Source organism: Streptomyces sp. NPDC060000, assembly GCF_042737375.1.
In the GTDB taxonomy this organism is placed as follows: Bacteria; Actinomycetota; Actinomycetes; order Streptomycetales; family Streptomycetaceae; genus Streptomyces.
Window position 1 is genome coordinate 22441 of sequence record NZ_JBHWUU010000089.1, and the last position, 16984, is coordinate 39424.

Genomic DNA, 16984 nt, shown 5'->3' on the forward strand with positions numbered 1-16984 from the left:
GTGCGGGGTCGGATGCGATGGTGCGGTCAGACTGGCGAGCCTACCCGCTCCCCATGGCCCAAACAGGTGACTCTGCTCGCATCAACTCGCTGACCTGGTGATCATCCCGCACGCCGGTGCTGTTTGGGACGAGATCGTTTCTCGACGTACATACGCTCGTCGGCCGACTTCAACACTTCGTCCGCGGTCATCCCGCAATGTGCCCAGCCGATGCCGAAACTCGCGCCCACGCGCACGGCCCGCCCCTCGGCGCGGATCGGCTGGATGATCTCGTTGCGCAGGCGTACGGCGAGGTCGGCGGCGTCGGCGCGGCCGAGGCCGTCGGCGAGGATCACGAACTCGTCGCCGCCGAGCCGGGCGACCGTGTCGCCGTCGCGGACCTGGCGGGAGAGTCGGCGGGCGACCTCGATGAGGACCGCGTCGCCGGCGTTGTGGCCGAACCGGTCGTTGATCGACTTGAAGCCGTCGAGGTCGCAGAAGAGGACCGCGAGTCCCTTGGTGCCGTCGTCGCGGCCCTCCTCGGGAGTGGCGGTGTGCACATGGTGGTCGTAGCCGTCGAAGGACTCGGTGCCGCCGGGCCGGAAGTCGAAGCCGTGGCCGTTGGCGTCGAAGGCCGCGTGGCCGTAGGCCGTGTCCATGGCGTCGACGGCGGCGGGGTGGGTCGACTGGGGGCGCTGACAGAGCCGCGAGGACAGGCGCGAGCGCAGTTCGGCGGAGTTCGGCAGGCCGGTGAGGGAGTCGTGCGAAGCGCGGTGGGCGAGCTGGAGCTCGCGGCGCTTGCGGTCCTCTATGTCCTCCACGTGGGTGAGGAGGAAGCGGGGCCCGTCAGCGGCGTCGGCGACGACGGAGTTGCGCAGGCTGACCCAGACATAGGTGCCGTCCCGGCGGCCGAGGCGGAGTTCGGCGCGCCCGCCCTCCGCGGAGGTACGGAGCAGGGTGCCTATGTCCTCGGGGTGGACGAGGTCCGAGAAGGAGTAGCGGCGCATCGCGGAGGCGGGGCGGCCGAGCAGGCGGCACAGGGCGTCGTTGGTCCTGAGTATGCGTCCGTGCTGGTCGCCGCCCATCTCGGCTATCGCCATGCCGGAGGGGGCGTACTCGAAGGCCTGCCGGAAGCTTTCCTCACTGGCGCGCAGAGCCTGCTGGTCACGTTCGAGCCGGACCAGTGCCCGCTGCATATTCGCGCGTAGACGCGCGTTGCTGATGGCGATGGCGGCCTGGAAGGCGTACATCTGGAGGGCTTCGCGCCCCCAGGCGCCGGGCCGTCGGCCGTTGCGCGGCCGGTCCACGGACAGGACGCCGATCAGCTCACCGCAGGCGTCCCCGCTGCCGGGGGCGGCGGGCATGTACATGGGGGCGAAGAGGCGGTCCGAGGGGTGCCACTCGTCCTCGAAGCGGGGCGCGGGCCCGTCGGTGTACCACTGGGGCACGTCGTCGTCGTCGAGGATCCAGCCCTCGGTGTGCGGTATGAAGACCAGCTCGCCCCAGGTCTCGCCCATGCCGAGGCGCCGCTCCCAGGACTCGCGCGAGCCGACCCGGCCGGTGATGAGTGCCTCGGCGGCGGGATTGCCCGCGAAGGCGGCGACCACGAGATTGTTGTCCGGGCGCACGAGATTGACGCATGCCAGCTCGTACCCGAGTGCCGTGACCACTCCGTCTGCGACGGTCTGCAAGGTGTCGGCCAGACTGCGGGCCGTGTTCATGTCGGCCATGACCTGGTGCAGCTGTCGCAGGGACGCAAGGCGGACGTAAGGCTCCGACTCGGTCTCCATGTGTTTCGCCCTCCCCCCGAGACTTCGCAGCGAATCAAGGGTTGTCCTCGGCGTAACGTCGTTTCTGGTGCTGTGCTGTCGGTGTGTGTCTCCTTGTGACGCCTCCGCCACTGAATCACAGCGCGCTTCTCACTAGGTACACAGGGTCAACAATTAATGCTTCTTGTGACTCAAGTCACAGCTGAAGATGAACATTTGAGTGGAGTTTCCGCGTTTTCCTGTGAGTTTCCTGAACACGGACAGGCACCGAAACGCAGTCGGGGGAATCGGTCCACGGTCCTACGACCCCACTCGGGCAGAAGTCCGATGCGGCGCGCACCGGTCGGACACTAGCGTTTCGAACGTGCCCCCAGACGTACTCGAGCCGCATGTACTCAAGACCGTGTCGACGACTCCCCCCAGGCATGCTGAGGGGGTGAGCAACGACGAGTTCCGCGCCGCCATGTCCCGCCTCGCCGACGGCGTGGTCCTGGTGACGGCCCGGGAACCGTCCCTGGACCCGGACGACCCCCAAGCACCGGACGGCGAGGACGTCGGCATGACCGCGACGGCCTTCATGTCCGTCTCCCTGGACCCGCCGCTGGTCCTGGTCAGTCTGCGCAACGGCTCCCGCATGGACGACCTGCTCGACGAACAGCCCTCGTGGGCGGTGTCGGTGCTCTCCGAGAGCCAGCGGCACATCGCAGGCCGCTTCGCCATGAAGGGCCGCATCAGCGACCGGCTGCTCTTCGAGGACATCCCGTACGCGCGCGGGGAGGTCACCGGCGCGCCCCTGGTCGGCGGCGCCCTGGCGACCCTGGAGTGCCGCACCGAGCAACGGGTTCCGGCGGGCGACCACACGCTGGTGATCGGCCGGGTGCTGACCGCGTCCGTACCGAGTGCGGACGGCGGTCCGCTGATGTATTTCCGGGGCCGTTACCGGCAGTTGGGGTGACACGGAAACGGAAACGCCGTGGCCGCCTGACGTTCAGTCCGCCGAGGACGCCCGCACGACGACATCAGGGCCCGTCCCGCCGTCATGCCGTCTCGCCGTCATGCCTGCTGCAGGACCACATCCAGTCCGGAGACGCGGTCGGGGTCGGTGACGATGTCGATCACGGCGATCCGGCCGCCGCGTACGAACAGGAAACTGAGCGTCCGCTCCACCCGGCCGTCGACAAGCACCGCCAGCCCGATCGCGCCGTCGACGAGGGCCGGCCGGGCCACGGCGGCGAGGGAGGCGAAACTCGCCGCACCCGCCGCGACCCCCGCCGCGCCCGTGACCACTCCGGTCTCGGAGCGGGCCACGACGTCCGGATCCAGAACGGCGAGCAGCCCGTCGAAGTCCCCGTCCCGGGCGGCGGCCAGGAAGGCGTCGACGACCTTGCGCTGCCGGGCGGGATCGACGTCCGGCTCCCGCGCGCCCCGTACCCGGCGCCGGGCTCGGCTGGCGAGTTGCCGCGCGGCTTCGGGGGTCCGGTCGACGATGCCGGCGATCTCCTCGTAAGGCACCCCGAACAGGTCGTGCAGCACGAACGCCAGCCGCTCGCCGGGGGTGAGGGTGTCCAGGACGACCAGGAGCGCGACGCCCACGGAGTCGGCGAGCAGCGCGTCCTGCGCCGGATCGGCCGCCTCGGACGACGGGGCCGGCGTCCAGTTCTCCAGCGGCTCCTCGGCACGGGAGCGGCGCGAACGCAGCACGTCGAGGCAGACCCGGCCGACGACGGTCGTCAGCCAGCCCGCCAGGTTGTCGATCTCCCTGCCCGCGCTGTCGCCGCCACTCCGGCTGAGCCGTACCCACGCCTCCTGCACGGCGTCGTCGGCCTCGGCGGCGGACCCGAGCATGCGGTGCGCCACGGCCCGCAGGCGGCCGCGGTGCGCCTCGAAGCGCTCGGCGAGGAAGTCGTCGTCGCCTGCTGCCATCGTCCGTCACATCCCTGTTCGCGATCGGCTGTCAGGCAACTGACGGATGGCACACCCGAGATGTGACACGCGCGGTATGAAACGCGAGGTACGACCGCGAGATGTGCACGCACGCGTGGCCGGTCAGGACCAGTCGCGACCGGTGCGACCCCGCTTCGTCTGCGCCCGCTGCTTCTTCTCCCGCAGCCGGCGCTCGTTGATCCCGCGCGGGATCCGGGTCGGCCGGCGCGGCTTGGGCGGCGGGGCGGTGGACTCGGCGAGGAGGGCGGCGAGACGCACCGCGGCGGTCTCGCGGTTGCGCCACTGGGAGCGGTGTTCGGAGGCACGGACGGTGACGACGCCGTCGACGAGCCGGCCGGCCAGCCGCTCGAGCGCCCGCGCCTTCCACACCTCGGGCAGCGCCTCGGTGCGCGCGAGGTCGAAGCGGAGCTCCACCTGCGAGTCGCTGGTGTTGACGTGCTGCCCGCCCGGCCCCGAAGACCGCGAGAAACGCCACATGAGCTCGGCCTCGGGCAGCGAGACGGAGCCACGGACGACATAGGGACCAGACATGCCGACCATGTTCCCGCTCGCGCCGCCCTCACGTCACGCGAATATCCCGGTCCCTGGACGCGTCCCGACAGCTGTCGCGGCGCAGGTCGCGGGTCGCGCCCCGGACCGGCTTGGTAAAGAAAGTAAAGAAACGCGGAGTGGCAGGGAACCTTGAGCACCCTTCGCTGCGTTCATAGGGATAGCTGTAGCTTCGTGCCCGTACGAAGCCCCGTACGAAGCCGTACGCAACGAGGGAAGGACTCCCAACCATGGCTGTAAGCCTGTCCAAGGGTGGCAACGTCTCGCTCACCAAGGAGGCTCCGGGCCTGACCGCCGTCACCGTGGGCCTCGGCTGGGACGTCCGCACCACCACCGGCACGGACTTCGACCTCGACGCCTCCGCGATCGCGGTCAACCCCCAGGGCAAGGTCTACTCCGACGGTCACTTCGTCTTCTTCAACAACAAGCAGACGCCGGACCAGACCATCGTCCACACCGGCGACAACCGCACCGGCGAGGGCGCGGGCGACGACGAGGCGATCAACGTCAACCTGGCCGGTCTCCCGGCCGACGTCGAGAAGATCGTCTTCCCGGTCTCGATCTACGACGCGGAGAACCGCTCGCAGAACTTCGGCCAGGTCCGCAACGCCTACATCCGCATCGTCAACCAGGCCGGCGGCGCCGAGATCGCCCGCTACGACCTCTCGGAGGACGCGGCCACCGAGACGGCCATGGTCTTCGGCGAGCTCTACCGCAACGGCGCGGAGTGGAAGTTCCGCGCGGTCGGCCAGGGCTACGCGTCGGGCCTCGTGGGCATCGCCCAGGACTTCGGCGTCAGCGTCTGAGTCACGCGCCCGCGCGCATCCGGCGACGGAGCCCTCGGCCACCCGGCCGGGGGCTCCGCGGCGTCTTCACCCCGGTGACCGGGATACGCCGACTAGCCTGCTCCGCATGCTTCTCAGCCCCCTCCCCCTCACCCCCGACCGCGACATCCCCGCGCCCCTGCTCACCGAACTCACCGCCCTCTACGCCTCGCACCACGAGTTCCACGCCCTGAGCGGTGATTTCCCGGACCCGGACGACATCCGTCCGGAACAGGTGGCCGCGGCGCTGGCTCAGGAGCTGGCGCACGAAGGCGTGCAGGTGCTGCTCGCCCGCGGGGCAGGGCGGCTGATCGGGGTCGTGGTCACGCTCGACCGCCATCCCGACCCGGCCGATCCGGATCCATGGGTCGGGTTGCTGATGGTGGACGCGGCCGTGCAGGGGCGTGGCTACGGCAGGCAGATCGTCACGGCCGTCGAGGACCGCTTCCGGGCAGCCGGCCGCGATGCCCTGCGGCTCGCCGTGCTCGACGCCAACCCCAACGGGCTCGCCTTCTGGACGGCCCTCGGCTACCAGGTCATCGGGCACCGGCCCGACCTGCAACTCGGCCGTCCATGCGCCGTGTTGTGCAAGCGGCTGCGCAGATTCCGCCCGGCCGGACGGGTCGCCGTCCTCGATCCACAGGGCTCCGTCCTCCTCTTCCGGTACCACAACGCCGACGACGGCATCCACTGGGCGCTGCCCGGCGGCGGCCTCGACGAGGGCGAGTCGCCGCGCGAGGGGGCGCTGCGTGAGCTGCGCGAGGAGACCGGGTGGGCGGACCTGGAACCGGGACCCCTGCTGTGCACCTGGGAACACGACTTCACCCTCCCCCACTCTCGGCTTCGCTCGAGCGGGGGGACCCCCACGGGCACCCTCGTCACGCAACACGACCACATCTACGTCAGTCGCGGCCCGCGTCGCGAACCCGGCGGGCCCGATCTGGCGGCCTCGCACGCCACGGACGGCATCCTCGGCTGGCGCTGGTGGACGCGCGAGGAGCTCACACGGGAGGCGGAGCCGGTATGGCCGCCCGGCCTCGCCCGGCTGCTCGACGAGTGGGAGAGCGGGACCGCGACGGACACCGGGACGGACACCGGGTCCCGTCGTACGGAACCCGCATGACGGGTCACGGGCGTTCCGGCTTGCCCTCCCCGTACAGCCAGTCCGCCCAGATCCCGCTGAAGTCCTCGTCCGGCGCCTGCTGCTCCACGTAGGCGGTGAAGTCGGCGGTGCCCGCGTTGCCGTGGCGGTGGGCGGCGGCCCAGCCCTGGACGATGTCGTAGAAGGCGTCGTCGCCGACGGTCTGGCGGATGCGTTGGATCACCATCGCGCCGCGCTGGTAGATCGAGGGGTCGGAGACGTGGGCCGCGCTCGTCGGCTTCGCGGGCGGGAAGGCCCACAGGTTCTCGTACTCGTCCTCGTCCTCGCCGTGGTCGTACAGCTCCGTGAACGTCTCCTGAGCCGTAAGGCCGCCCTCGTCCTCCGTCCACAGCCACTCGGCGTAGGTCGCGAAGCTCTCGTTGAGCCACATGTCCTGCCAGTTCTCCGGGGTGACGGAGTCGCCGAACCACTGGTGGGCGGTCTCGTGGACGAAGGTCGCGATGTCGGGGGCGCCGGGGTGGACGGGACGGTTCTGGGTCTCCAGGGCGTATTCGACGTCCTCGGGGCGGTCGATGATCGCGCCGGCGGAGGAGAACGGGTAGGGGCCGAAGTTGCACTCCGCCCACTCCATCACCTCGGGGAGCCGGGCGAGCACCTTACGGCCGGCGGCCACCTGGGACGGGTCGACGGCGACATACACCGGCAGGCCGGCCTCGGCCGGCGAATCGGTGCCGGGGCAGGTTTCCGGGCCTGCGGTGCGGGTGACGGTGGTGCGGGTGACGGTGTAGCGGCCGATCGCGACGGTCGCCACATAGCTCGCCATCGGCTCGGCGGTGTGCCAGGTGAAGGTCGTGCGGCCGTCGCCCGTGGCCTTCTCACTCCTCAACTCACCGTTGGAGACGGCCGTCAGGCCTTTCGGGACGGTGACGGCGATGTCGTACGACGCCTTGTCGGAGGGGTGGTGGTTGCCGGGGAACCAGGCCATGGAGCCGGTCGGCTCGCCGAGGGCGAGCGCTCCGTCCGCGGTGCGCAGCCAGCCCTCCTTCGAGCCGTCCGGGTCGGTGATCGTCCGCGGGCTGCCGGAGTAACGGACCCGGACCTCGAAGGTCTCGCCGTCGGCCAGGGCGTCGGGCGGGCGGACGATCAGCTCCTGGCCGTCCCGGTGGAACTCGGCCGCGTCGCCCCCGACGGTCACCTCCTCGACCTTCAGGCCCGCCAGATCCAGGTCGAAGGCGCTGAGGTCCTCGGTAGCCCGGGCCGTGACGACGGCGGTGCCGCTGAGCCAGTTGCCCACGGGCGTGTAGGCGAGGGTGAGGCCGTAGTGGGAGACGTCGTAGCCGCCGTTGCCCGCCTTCGGGAAGTACGGGTCGCCCAGACCCGGGGCCCCCGAGGCCTTCCCTGCCTGGGCGCCCGGGGTGTCCGGCGTCCCTTCGTCGTCGCAGGCGGTCAGGGCGAGCAACAGCGTCGCGGCGGCCACCGCCGGCACAAGGCGTACGGATCGGGACATGTCAGCGATCCTATGGGCGCGACCGGCCCCGGCGCGGGGGCGTGACACCATCGCCTACGTGCTCGACATCGGCTACGCCCTCTCCAACCGCTTCCCGGACCCGCCCCAGATGGACTACCGGCGCGCGGACGTCCACACCCTGCGCCACGACCTGTTCTGCGGCGATGTCTACCTCGCCGACACCAAGGCGGACCGTGAGGTGTCCACAGCCTGGGGATGGGTGCCGGTGCTGGACTTCGCGTGGGCGCTGTGCGACATCGTGGAGCGGGTCGACCAGGACCCGGCGGGCTCCCGCGCCTCCCGCCCGCAGTACGCGGAACTGGACTTCACCGAGTCCACCGACCGCATGCTCTTCGAGCGCCGCTTCGGCTGGGTGGACATCGAGGCCGACTGGATGCCGGCGGAGGAGCCCCCGCTCACCTTCTCCCACGCCGAACTCCGCCGCGAGGCCCGTGACTTCCTGCACGACCTCCTCGCCGACCTGACCGACCTGCACGAGGACCTGGCCGAAAACCCGGCGATCTGGACACTGCAGTCCCGCTTCCCCCGGCTGAGGTAGCCCCACGGCCCCGGACTTCCCGGACCACGGGCCTCCGGACCACAAGTCCCCGGACCGCAAGTCCCCGGACCGCAAGTCCCCGGACCGCAAGTCCCCGGACCGCAAGTCCCCGGACCCGCCGGTCCCCGGACCGCCGGTCCCCGGACCGCCGGTCCCCCGCGCCGCACGGCCCCCAGCCCCAGCCCCAGCCCCCGCACCGGCCTCCTCCTCAGCCCTCCACCCTGATCCCCAGTTCTGCCGCCAGCACGGGCGCCAGATCCAGTAGTTGGGCTGCGCTGATCACCGCTCCCGACAGACGGTCCACGCCTCCCGAGATGCCGAGTTCCGCCGCTCCGCGCAGGTCCACGTCCGTCAGGGTCGCCGCGGTGAAGTCGGCGGACTTCAGGGTGCAGTCGACGAACTCGACCCGCTCCAGGCGGGCGCCGCCGAAGTCCGGTTCGACCAGGACACACGCCTCGAACACCACGTCCCGCAGCCGCGCCTGGCGCAGGTTCAGATAGTCGATCTTGCCGCCGCGGATCACGACCCGCTCCAGGACGGCACCGTACAACTGGGTACCGCCCAGGCGGGCATCGACCAACTCGACGTCGCGCAGGGTCGCCTCCGCCAGGTCCGTGCCGACGCCCCGGATGCCGGTGAGGACCGAGTCGAGGAAGCGGCTGTGGCGCAGCCGTGTCTCGTCCAGCGCACAGCCCGTCAGGGCGCAGTCCATGAAACGGGCGCCCCCGCCGTCCTGCCCGGCCAGGTCCAGTTCACGCAACTCCACGCCGTCGTAATCCCCGTCGGGCTCCAGCCCCGCGCCCCCGAACGGCTCCGTGGCCGGCAGCCGCACCTCCGGACGCCGCGCGCCCTTCACCGCCGTACCGGCTCTGCCGCCATCGCCACCGCTGCCGCCGGTCCTGCCGCCACCGCCACCGCCGGTCCTGCCCGTCCTACCGGTGCCTGTCCTCGCCATGCCCCCATGCTGCACCCCGCCACTGACAATCCCGCCCCTGACCATCACCCCCTTGACCTCAAGCAGGGTTCAGGTAGAAGGCTGGACGAGGCCGAACAACCGCGCCGGGAGGGTACGCCGAGCGCGCCGTCACCGAGGTGGACCACCTCCACGAGATCCCGTCGGACCCGGACCCCGCCCAGGCCGTCGCCATGATCAGCACGGGCCGTACGGCCCTGGGGATCCTCGAGTTCGCCGAGCTCGGGCCCGGGACCGTCGCCGTGATCCCCGCGGCGGCGGGCGGCGTCGGCACGCTCCTCGTGCAGTACGCCAAGAACGCGGGCGGAACCGTCGTCGGGCTCGCCGGCGGGCCCGAGAAGACGGCCCTGGTCGCGGCGAACGGCGCCGACCTCGCCGTCGACTGCACGGACACCGCATGGCCCGCCGAGGTCCGCGCCCGACTGGGCGGCCGGCCCGCCACCGTCGTCCTCGACGGGGTGGGCTGGGACGTCGCCCGCGCGGCCGTCGCCCTCCTCGGCCCCACGGGCAGGCACCTCGTCTTCGGCTGGTCCGCCGAAGGCGTCCGCGGCGGCAGGAACGGCGGGAAGGGCAGGAACGGCGGGAAGGGCAGGAAGGGCAGAAAGGGCTACTTCGTCGAGGGAGTCTCCCAGTCGGTCCTCGGGCCCGTGATGATCGAGAAGGCGGGTGGCCTGCGGGCCCTGGAGCTCTGTGCCCTCACCGAGGCGGCCGCCGGGCGGCTGACCCCGGCAGTGCGGGCGTTCCCGCTCGCCGAGGCCGCCGCCGCGCACCGGGCGCCGGAAACACGCGGAACGGTCGGGAAGGCCGTCCTGATCCCGTGACCGGTGCGAGCCGCCCCGCGGGCGGTTGAAAGGAGCGGGGTTCAGGGATGCGACACGTCCCGATTCATGGTGTTCTATCCAGATGAGTGTCACCCGGACAGGTGAATCATCCGCCGACACCGAACCGGATCCACGCCGTTGGTGGGGCCTGGTGATCATCGCCCTCGCCCAGCTCATGGTCGTCCTGGACGCGACGATCGTGAACATCGCGCTGCCTTCCGCCCAGGAGGACCTCGGCATCTCCGACGGCGACCGCCAGTGGGTGATCACCGCATACACCCTCGCCTTCGGCGGCCTCCTGCTGCTCGGCGGCCGCATCGCCGACCTGGTGGGCCGCAAACGCACGTTCGTCATCGGGCTGATCGGCTTCGCCGCCGCCTCCGCGCTCGGCGGGGCGGCCACCAACTCGGCCATGCTGTTCGGCGCCCGCGCCCTCCAAGGCGTCTTCGCGGCCCTGCTGGCCCCCTCCGCGCTCAGCCTCCTGACGACGACGTTCACCGACCCCAAGGAACGCGGCAAGGCCTTCGGCATCTACGGCGCCCTCGCCGGCAGCGGGGCCGCGATCGGTTTCATCGTCGGCGGTCTGCTCACCGAGTACCTCGACTGGCGCTGGTGCCTGTACGTCAACGTGCCCATCGCCGTAGTCGCCGTACTGGGCGCCCTCGCGCTGCTCCACGACCGCCCCGGCCACGCGGGCGCCCGCCTCGACGTACCCGGCGTAGTGCTGGGCTGCGGCGGCCTGGTCGCGATCGTCTACGGCTTCAGCGAGGCCGAGCCGCGTGGCTGGACCGACCCCCTGGTGCTGGCCCTCTTCGCGGGCGGGATCGCCATGCTCACGGCCTTCGTGTGGTGGCAGACCAGGGCGCGGGTACCGCTGCTGCCCCTGCACATCATCAAGGACCGCAACCGCGCGGGCTGTTTCCTGACCATGGGCCTGGCCGTCATCGGCATGTTCGGACTGTTCCTGTTCATGACCTACTACCTCCAGGTCATCCTCGGCTACTCCCCCGTGAAGACGGGCCTCGCCTTCCTCCCCCTCACCGTCGCGATCATCATCGGCTCCACCCAGATCTCCGCCCGGCTGATGAACCGCGTGCCGCCGCGCATGCTGATGGTCCCCGGCATGGTCCTCGCCTCGGGCGGCATGGTGATCCTGACCCGGATGACGGTGCACTCCTCCTACACCAGCGAGATCCTGCCCGCGCTGCTGCTGATGGGCCTCGGCATGGGCCTGACCTTCATGCCCGTCTTCGCCACCGCCACCGCCGGGGTCGCGCCGCAGGACGCCGGCGTCACCTCCGCCACCGTCAACACCTCGCAGCAGGTGGGTGGCTCCATCGGCACCGCACTGCTCAACACGATCGCCACCACCAGCAGCGCGGCCTACATCTCGGCCCACCTGACCGACCCCGCCCGCAAGGCACAGGTCGCGGCGGAGGGAACCGTGCACGGCTACACGGTCGCCATCTGGTGGGCCGCCGGGATCATGCTGCTGGCCGGCCTGGTGGCGGGCCTGATGGTCACGACCGGGCCCCCGAGACACGCCCCTGCGGCGGCAGCCGTACCTGAGTCGGTGGGCTGACCGCCCCCGGTACGCACCCGCCGTACATCGCCCGGCGCACGGCCCACCGCAGGGCCCACCGCGGGACCGCCCCCGTCGCCCCGCGCCGGTGTCAGTGGCGCCCCGCCACCCGGTCCGCGATCCGCGCCAGCCGCGACGACCCGGCCGCGTGCGACTCCGTCTCCCGCCGGTCCGCCGCCCGGTACGTCGCGTACATGCCCTGCACCCCCAGCCACCGCAGCGGCTCCGGCTCCCACCTGCGCACCCTGTGACCGACCCAGGGCAGGTCCGTGAGGTCGGTGCGGGATCCCTGCCCGGAGTCGACCAGCACCAGATCCCGCAGCGTCCGCGCCGCCAGATTCGCGGTGGCGACACCGGAGCCGACATAACCACCCGCCCAGCCCACACCCGCGGCCCGGTCCAGCGTCACCGTCGCGCACCAGTCGCGCGGCACGCCCAGCACCCCCGACCAGGCGTGCTCGACCCGCACCCCGGCCAGCGCCGGGAAGAACCCGACCAGGATCTCGCGCAGCGCCCGCGCGGTCTCGAACCGCGTCCGCCCGTCGTTGTCCGTCCGCGAACCGAACCGGTACGGCACCCCGCGCCCGCCGAGCGCGATCCGGCCGTCGACCGTGCGCTGGGCGTACATGTAGGCGTGCGCCATGTCGCCCAGCGCCTCCCGCCCCGCCCAGCCGACCGCCGCCCACCGCTCGTCGCTGAGCGGCTCGGTGGCGATCATCGAGGAGTTCATGGGCAGCCAGGTCCGCCGCTCGCCCTTCAACGCGGCCGTGAACCCCTCCGTGCAGCGCAGCACATACGGCGCCCGCACGGTCCCGTACGGCGTCACCGCCCGCCCCGGAAGGATCTCCGTCACCGGCGTCGACTCACGGACGTCCACCCCCAGCGCCTCCACCGCCGCCGCGAGCCCCTTCACCAGCTTCACCGGGTGCACGCGCGCGCCGTGCGGGGTCCAGCTCGACCCCACGGCGCCCGCCACCCGCACCCACTCGGCCGTCTCCCGGGCCCCGTACAGCTCGCGATCGTGCTCCCCGTACGACAGTTCGTGCGCGTGGAACTCCCTCAGCCGGGCCAGCTGCGCCGGTGTCCGGGCCACCTCCAGCACCCCGCCCCGGTGGACCCCGGCATCGAAACCCTCCTCCGCCACCACCCGGACGACCTCGTCGACGGTGTCGTTCATCGCCCGCTGGAGCCGTACGGCGGCCTCGTGACCGTGCAGCTTCGCGTACCTGTCACGACCCGCGATGCCGTTGTACAGCCAGCCGCCGTTGCGCCCCGAGGCGCCGTACCCGCAGAACCTCTGCTCCAGGACCGTGATCCTCAGCGAGGGCACCGCCTTCTTCAGGTAGTACGCCGTCCACAGCCCCGTGTACCCGCCGCCGACGATCACGACGTCGGCGGAGTCGTCACCGGCGAGCGGCTCCCGCACCGCCGGAAGACCGTCGTCCGCGTACCAGAAGGAGACACCGCCATTGACGACGCCGTTCACGAAACCGCTCGCCGAGCTGCTCATGGCCGGACGTTAACCCGGCGGCACGGACGCTGTCTCCTTCGGATTCCGTACTCTTCCGCGCCCTCTGACCAGCGGATAGCACCCCAGTCCGATGAGGACGGAGACGAAGTGGCCGAAGTCGGTGAAGGTCGGCCCGGCCACCAGCGGAACGGCGTAGAAGACGAGAACGCCCGCGAGATACCCGTACCGCCAGGGCGGCCGGATCCGGTAGACCAGCACCGCCACCACCCCCGACAACGCGTAACTCACCCCGACATCCAGGGTGTTGGCCGCCGACTGCGGCGCGAGCCCGTCCCGGATCGCCTTCGCCAGCGCCCCCTCGCTGAGCAGCGTCGCCAGCACATGCGCCGCCGCGCACACCGCCAGCCACCGCGCGGTCCCCAGCCGGTGCTCGGCCTGGGCATGGAAGACGGAGTACAGCACCGCGTACGGCAGCCAGTGCCCACCGTCGATCCACATCGCGCTCGCCACCAGCACCCGCACGGGATGCCGGGACAGCTCATGGATGTTGGTGGACCGCTGCCGCAGAAACTCCTGCTCGAACTCCGGTGACATGTGATGCAGGGCGACCGTGGTGAAGAACAGGATCGTCAGCCACACGTACGTGCCGGGCGCCCTGCGGACGTAGGCCCACACCGCCCGCCCCACCTCGGAAACTCCCCTGAGCGGTCTCACCCGGCCCAGTATCGGCCAACCGTCGGACGGGGGCATGCGAAAGCCCAGGTCAGACCGGAGTCTGCCTGGGCTTTTCGTGGAGCCCCCTGTCGGATTCGAACCGACGACCTGCGCATTACAAGTGCGCTGCTCTGGCCAGCTGAGCTAAGGAGGCACCGCGCGCCACGACGCCGCACGCGAGGGCGGCTCCACTGTACACAGCCCCGGTTTCCCCGAGCCACGGACTTCTCGGTCCGCGCGGCTCCCACCGAAGGGCGGCTCCGGCCCGCCGGAGAATTCCCGTGAAGTTCACATGCCTCCAGGTACTGACAGGCCGGGAAACGCCAGGTACCGTCCTGACCCAGTTCGCTCATGTGGACTACACCAACCACCTTCCTACAACGGATCGTCCGGCACGTTCCTGCCGGTAGAAGGGGGCCTCAGAACCATGGCCACTGTTACGTTCGACAAGGCGACCCGGATTTACCCGGGCTCCACGAAGCCCGCCGTCGACGCGCTCGAGATCGATATCGCGGACGGCGAGTTCCTCGTCCTGGTCGGCCCGTCCGGCTGCGGCAAGTCCACCTCGCTCCGGATGCTCGCGGGGCTCGAGGACGTCAACGGCGGTGCGATCCGCATCGGCGACCGCGACGTCACCCACCTGCCGCCGAAGGACCGGGACATCGCCATGGTGTTCCAGAACTACGCGCTCTACCCGCACATGTCGGTCGCCGACAACATGGGCTTCGCGCTCAAGATCGCCGGCGTCAACAAGACGGAGATCCGGCAGAAGGTCGAGGAGGCCGCGAAGATCCTCGACCTCACCGAGTACCTGGACCGCAAGCCGAAGGCCCTCTCGGGTGGTCAGCGCCAGCGTGTCGCGATGGGCCGCGCGATCGTGCGTGAGCCTCAGGTCTTCCTCATGGACGAGCCGCTGTCCAACCTGGACGCCAAGCTCCGTGTGTCGACGCGTACGCAGATCGCCTCGCTCCAGCGCCGCCTCGGCATCACCACCGTCTACGTCACCCACGACCAGGTCGAGGCCCTGACCATGGGCGACCGGGTGGCGGTCCTCAAGGACGGTCTGCTCCAGCAGGTCGACACCCCGCGCAACATGTACGACCGGCCGGCGAACCTCTTCGTGGCCGGCTTCATCGGCTCCCCGGCGATGAACCTCGTCGAGGTGCCGATCGCCGACGGCGGCGTGAAGTTCGGCAACTCGGTGGTGCCGGTGCAGCGTGACGCGCTCGCCGCCGCCACCGACAAGACGGTCACCGTCGGTGTCCGCCCCGAGCACTTCGACGTGGCCGGCCCCGACGGCGACCAGGGTCTCGCGGTCGTCGTGAACGTGGTCGAGGAGCTCGGCTCCGATGCCTTCGTCTACGGCACCGCGAAGGTCGGCGCCGAGTCGAAGGACCTCGTGGTCCGCGTCGGCGGCCGTGACGTCCCGGAGAAGGGCAGCACGCTGCACGTCGTCCCGCGCGCGGGCGAGACCCACGTGTTCTCCACGTCGACGGGCGCGCGTCTCTCCGACTGATCCTGCCGATCGTCGCTCACCCGGTTGACGAAAAGGGCCCCGCAGCAGGCTGCGGGGCCCTTTTCCGTGTTCGCCATCCACTCGCCGACCCGGTGCACGACGGGTGTTTTCCCGGAAGTCCGTCAACCCCTTACCCAAAGGGGAGCACGTCTTCATCCCCCGTCCGGGTGACTGAATGTCGCCAAATCATTACTGCACGCTACCCTCTCACGCGTGAAGCACTCCGCGAACCACTCCACCACGCAGCGCACGAGCCGCGGCCGGGGCGGCCCAGCCCGCCGGATCGGCCGCTCGCTCGCCCTCGTCCTGCCCGTCGTCATGGTGCTCTCCGGGACCCTCGCGGTCACCCGGGTCAACTGGTCGGGGAACCCCTCGGATTCGGTGCTCACCGCCTCCGACGTCTCCGCCGCGCACCAGTCCTCCAAGAAGGCCGCCCAGGCCCCGCAGGACGTGCTGCGGGACCAGTTGCTGACCGAGCTCCAGGAGAAGGACCCGGGCGCCGCCCTGACCCACCTCCAGGCCGCCGTGAACGGCAAGCCGTCGCTGGCGAGGCACTGCTCCTCCATCGCCCGCGCCCTGGGCCGCGCCGCCGTCCGTATCTACGGCCCCTCGCGCGCCCAGTCGTACGCCCGCCCGGTGTGCGACACGGCCTTCGCCTCGGGCGTCCTGGCGGCACGGGGCTGACCCACCGGGGCCCTGGCCCGTACCGGACCGGGGCGTGCGGTTCCCCTCCTGTCGGGGGAGCCGCACGCCCCGAATCAAGCGGCACGTACAGTGCGGGCATGACCGATCCGCACGCCGCGTCCCGCCCCACGCAAGCCGTCATCCTGGCCGGTGGCCAGGGGTCCCGGCTGCGTCCGTACACCGACGACCGGCCCAAGCCGATGGTCGAGATCCCCGGCACGGGGACGCCGATCATCGGCCATCAGCTCGGCTGGCTCGCCGAGGAGGGCGTCACCGACGTCGTCGTCTCCTGCGGTCATCTCGCCGAGGTCCTGCAGGACTGGCTGAAGTCGGCCGACCTGCCCGTCAAGGTCACCACGGTCGTGGAGACCGAGCCCCTGGGCAGGGGCGGCGGCCTGAAGTACGCGGCCGCCCACCTGCCCCACCCCGACCGGTCCTGGTACGCCACCAACGGCGACATCTGGACCCGCTTCTCGCTGCGCGAGATGGCCGACTTCCACACCGAGCGCGACGCCATAGCGACCCTCGCGCTGGCGCGTCCGCGCATCCCGTGGGGTGCGGTGCAGACGGACGGCTTCGGCCACATCACGGACTTCATCGAGGCGCCGCCCACGACGTACGAGATCAACGCGGGCGTCTACGTCTTCTCCCCCGCGTTCGCCGGGCTGCTCCCCGAGCGGGGGGACCACGAGCGGACGACGTTCCCGCACCTCGCCCGTGAGCGGCGGCTGGCCGGGTTCCCGCTCCCGCAGGGGGCCTACTGGCGGGCCATCGACACCGCGAAGGACCTCACGGAGGCGGCGAAGGAACTGGCCGCGCTCGGTCGCTGAGAGTCGCTTCGCGTGGAGTCGCTCGGCGGGGAGTCGCTCCGCCGGGAGTCGCTCCGCGGGTGGGGGTAGTTGTCGGCTGCCGGCCCGGTGGAGGCTGGTCGCGCCACGCGGCGGAGCCGCACATCGGCACAGCCCCGCGCCTATGGAAGACCGGGGGGCC

15 protein-coding genes, 1 tRNA gene and 1 pseudogene are annotated in these 16984 nt (G+C 71.1%); 9 read left to right on the plus strand and 8 right to left on the minus strand.

Annotation, left to right across the window (positions count from 1 at the left end; genetic code table 11):
- Positions 1-101 precede the first annotated feature (101 nt).
- On the minus strand, positions 102-1769 hold the full coding sequence (gene cdgB / locus ACFWBB_RS35380; RefSeq protein WP_385281069.1) for a diguanylate cyclase CdgB: 1668 nt from the start codon (positions 1767-1769) through the stop codon (positions 102-104).
- Positions 1770-2211: 442 nt separating this feature from the next.
- Here cdgB and ACFWBB_RS35385 point away from each other — a divergent pair, with 442 nt between their 5' ends.
- Positions 2212-2703: a flavin reductase family protein gene (locus tag ACFWBB_RS35385; protein WP_385281097.1), complete on the plus strand. Its 492-nt coding sequence runs from the start codon at positions 2212-2214 to the stop codon at positions 2701-2703.
- Positions 2704-2801: 98 nt separating this feature from the next.
- On the opposite strand, the gene ACFWBB_RS35390 is transcribed toward ACFWBB_RS35385, so the two are convergent.
- Together ACFWBB_RS35390 and arfB are read right to left on the minus strand one after the other, a co-directional pair.
- Positions 2802-3671, minus strand: coding sequence for a sigma-70 family RNA polymerase sigma factor (locus ACFWBB_RS35390; RefSeq protein WP_385281072.1), 870 nt, complete (start codon positions 3669-3671; stop codon positions 2802-2804).
- A 123-nt stretch (positions 3672-3794) separates the two neighbouring features.
- On the minus strand, positions 3795-4232 hold the full coding sequence (arfB, locus tag ACFWBB_RS35395) for an alternative ribosome rescue aminoacyl-tRNA hydrolase ArfB (protein WP_385281074.1): 438 nt from the start codon (positions 4230-4232) through the stop codon (positions 3795-3797).
- Between the two features lie 239 nt (positions 4233-4471).
- Between arfB and ACFWBB_RS35400 the strand changes: the two genes are divergently transcribed.
- A complete protein-coding gene (locus ACFWBB_RS35400) occupies positions 4472-5047 on the plus strand; it encodes a TerD family protein (RefSeq protein ID WP_121402233.1) in 576 nt (191 codons plus the stop codon).
- 106 nt (positions 5048-5153) lie between these two features.
- Positions 5154-6188: a GNAT family N-acetyltransferase gene (locus ACFWBB_RS35405; RefSeq protein WP_385281077.1), complete on the plus strand. Its 1035-nt coding sequence runs from the start codon at positions 5154-5156 to the stop codon at positions 6186-6188.
- Between the two features lie 4 nt (positions 6189-6192).
- On the opposite strand, the gene ACFWBB_RS35410 is transcribed toward ACFWBB_RS35405, so the two are convergent.
- The gene (locus tag ACFWBB_RS35410) at positions 6193-7674 is read right to left on the minus strand and encodes a M1 family metallopeptidase (RefSeq protein WP_385281079.1); all 1482 of its coding nucleotides are present in this window, start codon (positions 7672-7674) and stop codon (positions 6193-6195) included.
- Positions 7675-7732: 58 nt separating this feature from the next.
- Here ACFWBB_RS35410 and ACFWBB_RS35415 point away from each other — a divergent pair, with 58 nt between their 5' ends.
- Positions 7733-8233: a hypothetical protein gene (locus ACFWBB_RS35415; protein WP_385281099.1), complete on the plus strand. Its 501-nt coding sequence runs from the start codon at positions 7733-7735 to the stop codon at positions 8231-8233.
- Between the two features lie 208 nt (positions 8234-8441).
- On the opposite strand, the gene ACFWBB_RS35420 is transcribed toward ACFWBB_RS35415, so the two are convergent.
- Positions 8442-9188, minus strand: coding sequence for a pentapeptide repeat-containing protein (locus ACFWBB_RS35420; protein WP_385281082.1), 747 nt, complete (start codon positions 9186-9188; stop codon positions 8442-8444).
- Between the two features lie 101 nt (positions 9189-9289).
- Between ACFWBB_RS35420 and ACFWBB_RS35425 the strand changes: the two are divergent.
- Both ACFWBB_RS35425 and ACFWBB_RS35430 read left to right on the plus strand, forming a co-directional pair.
- Positions 9290-10027: pseudogene (locus ACFWBB_RS35425) on the plus strand (zinc-binding dehydrogenase); the annotation flags it as partial.
- 82 nt (positions 10028-10109) lie between these two features.
- The gene (locus ACFWBB_RS35430) at positions 10110-11609 is read left to right on the plus strand and encodes an MFS transporter (RefSeq protein WP_385281084.1); all 1500 of its coding nucleotides are present in this window, start codon (positions 10110-10112) and stop codon (positions 11607-11609) included.
- Positions 11610-11700: 91 nt separating this feature from the next.
- Here ACFWBB_RS35430 and ACFWBB_RS35435 read toward each other — a convergent pair whose 3' ends face one another.
- The 3 genes from ACFWBB_RS35435 to ACFWBB_RS35445 form a co-directional block, all read right to left on the minus strand.
- On the minus strand, positions 11701-13119 hold the full coding sequence (locus ACFWBB_RS35435) for an NAD(P)/FAD-dependent oxidoreductase (protein ID WP_385281087.1): 1419 nt from the start codon (positions 13117-13119) through the stop codon (positions 11701-11703).
- A gap of 9 nt (positions 13120-13128) precedes the next feature.
- Positions 13129-13755, minus strand: coding sequence for a rhomboid-like protein (locus ACFWBB_RS35440; protein WP_385281102.1), 627 nt, complete (start codon positions 13753-13755; stop codon positions 13129-13131).
- Positions 13756-13871: 116 nt separating this feature from the next.
- A tRNA-Thr gene (locus tag ACFWBB_RS35445) sits at positions 13872-13948 on the minus strand.
- Between the two features lie 273 nt (positions 13949-14221).
- Here ACFWBB_RS35445 and ACFWBB_RS35450 point away from each other — a divergent pair.
- The 3 genes from ACFWBB_RS35450 (at position 14222) to ACFWBB_RS35460 (ending at position 16824) form a co-directional block, all read left to right on the plus strand.
- Positions 14222-15310 (plus strand): ABC transporter ATP-binding protein, encoded by a 1089-nt coding sequence (locus ACFWBB_RS35450; RefSeq protein WP_385281090.1) that lies wholly within the window; start codon positions 14222-14224, stop codon positions 15308-15310.
- A gap of 213 nt (positions 15311-15523) precedes the next feature.
- A complete protein-coding gene (locus ACFWBB_RS35455; RefSeq protein ID WP_385281092.1) occupies positions 15524-15994 on the plus strand; it encodes a hypothetical protein in 471 nt (156 codons plus the stop codon).
- A gap of 98 nt (positions 15995-16092) precedes the next feature.
- Complete coding sequence (locus ACFWBB_RS35460; RefSeq protein ID WP_385281094.1) at positions 16093-16824, plus strand: NDP-sugar synthase; 732 nt, start codon at positions 16093-16095, stop codon at positions 16822-16824.
- Positions 16825-16984: the final 160 nt, after the last annotated feature.

Coding starts and splice junctions, on each gene's coding strand:
- arfB (WP_385281074.1), bottom strand. CDS start 4,232: ATGGTCGGCATGTCTGGTCCCTATGTCGTCCGTGGCTCCGTCTCGCTG.
- ACFWBB_RS35390 (WP_385281072.1), bottom strand. CDS start 3,671: ATGGCAGCAGGCGACGACGACTTCCTCGCCGAGCGCTTCGAGGCGCAC.
- ACFWBB_RS35400 (WP_121402233.1), top strand. CDS start 4,472: ATGGCTGTAAGCCTGTCCAAGGGTGGCAACGTCTCGCTCACCAAGGAG.
- ACFWBB_RS35460 (WP_385281094.1), top strand. CDS start 16,093: ATGACCGATCCGCACGCCGCGTCCCGCCCCACGCAAGCCGTCATCCTG.
- ACFWBB_RS35430 (WP_385281084.1), top strand. CDS start 10,110: ATGAGTGTCACCCGGACAGGTGAATCATCCGCCGACACCGAACCGGAT.
- ACFWBB_RS35385 (WP_385281097.1), top strand. CDS start 2,212: ATGTCCCGCCTCGCCGACGGCGTGGTCCTGGTGACGGCCCGGGAACCG.
- ACFWBB_RS35410 (WP_385281079.1), bottom strand. CDS start 7,674: ATGTCCCGATCCGTACGCCTTGTGCCGGCGGTGGCCGCCGCGACGCTG.
- ACFWBB_RS35435 (WP_385281087.1), bottom strand. CDS start 13,119: ATGAGCAGCTCGGCGAGCGGTTTCGTGAACGGCGTCGTCAATGGCGGT.
- cdgB (WP_385281069.1), bottom strand. CDS start 1,769: ATGGAGACCGAGTCGGAGCCTTACGTCCGCCTTGCGTCCCTGCGACAG.
- ACFWBB_RS35405 (WP_385281077.1), top strand. CDS start 5,154: ATGCTTCTCAGCCCCCTCCCCCTCACCCCCGACCGCGACATCCCCGCG.
- ACFWBB_RS35450 (WP_385281090.1), top strand. CDS start 14,222: ATGGCCACTGTTACGTTCGACAAGGCGACCCGGATTTACCCGGGCTCC.
- ACFWBB_RS35420 (WP_385281082.1), bottom strand. CDS start 9,188: ATGGCGAGGACAGGCACCGGTAGGACGGGCAGGACCGGCGGTGGCGGT.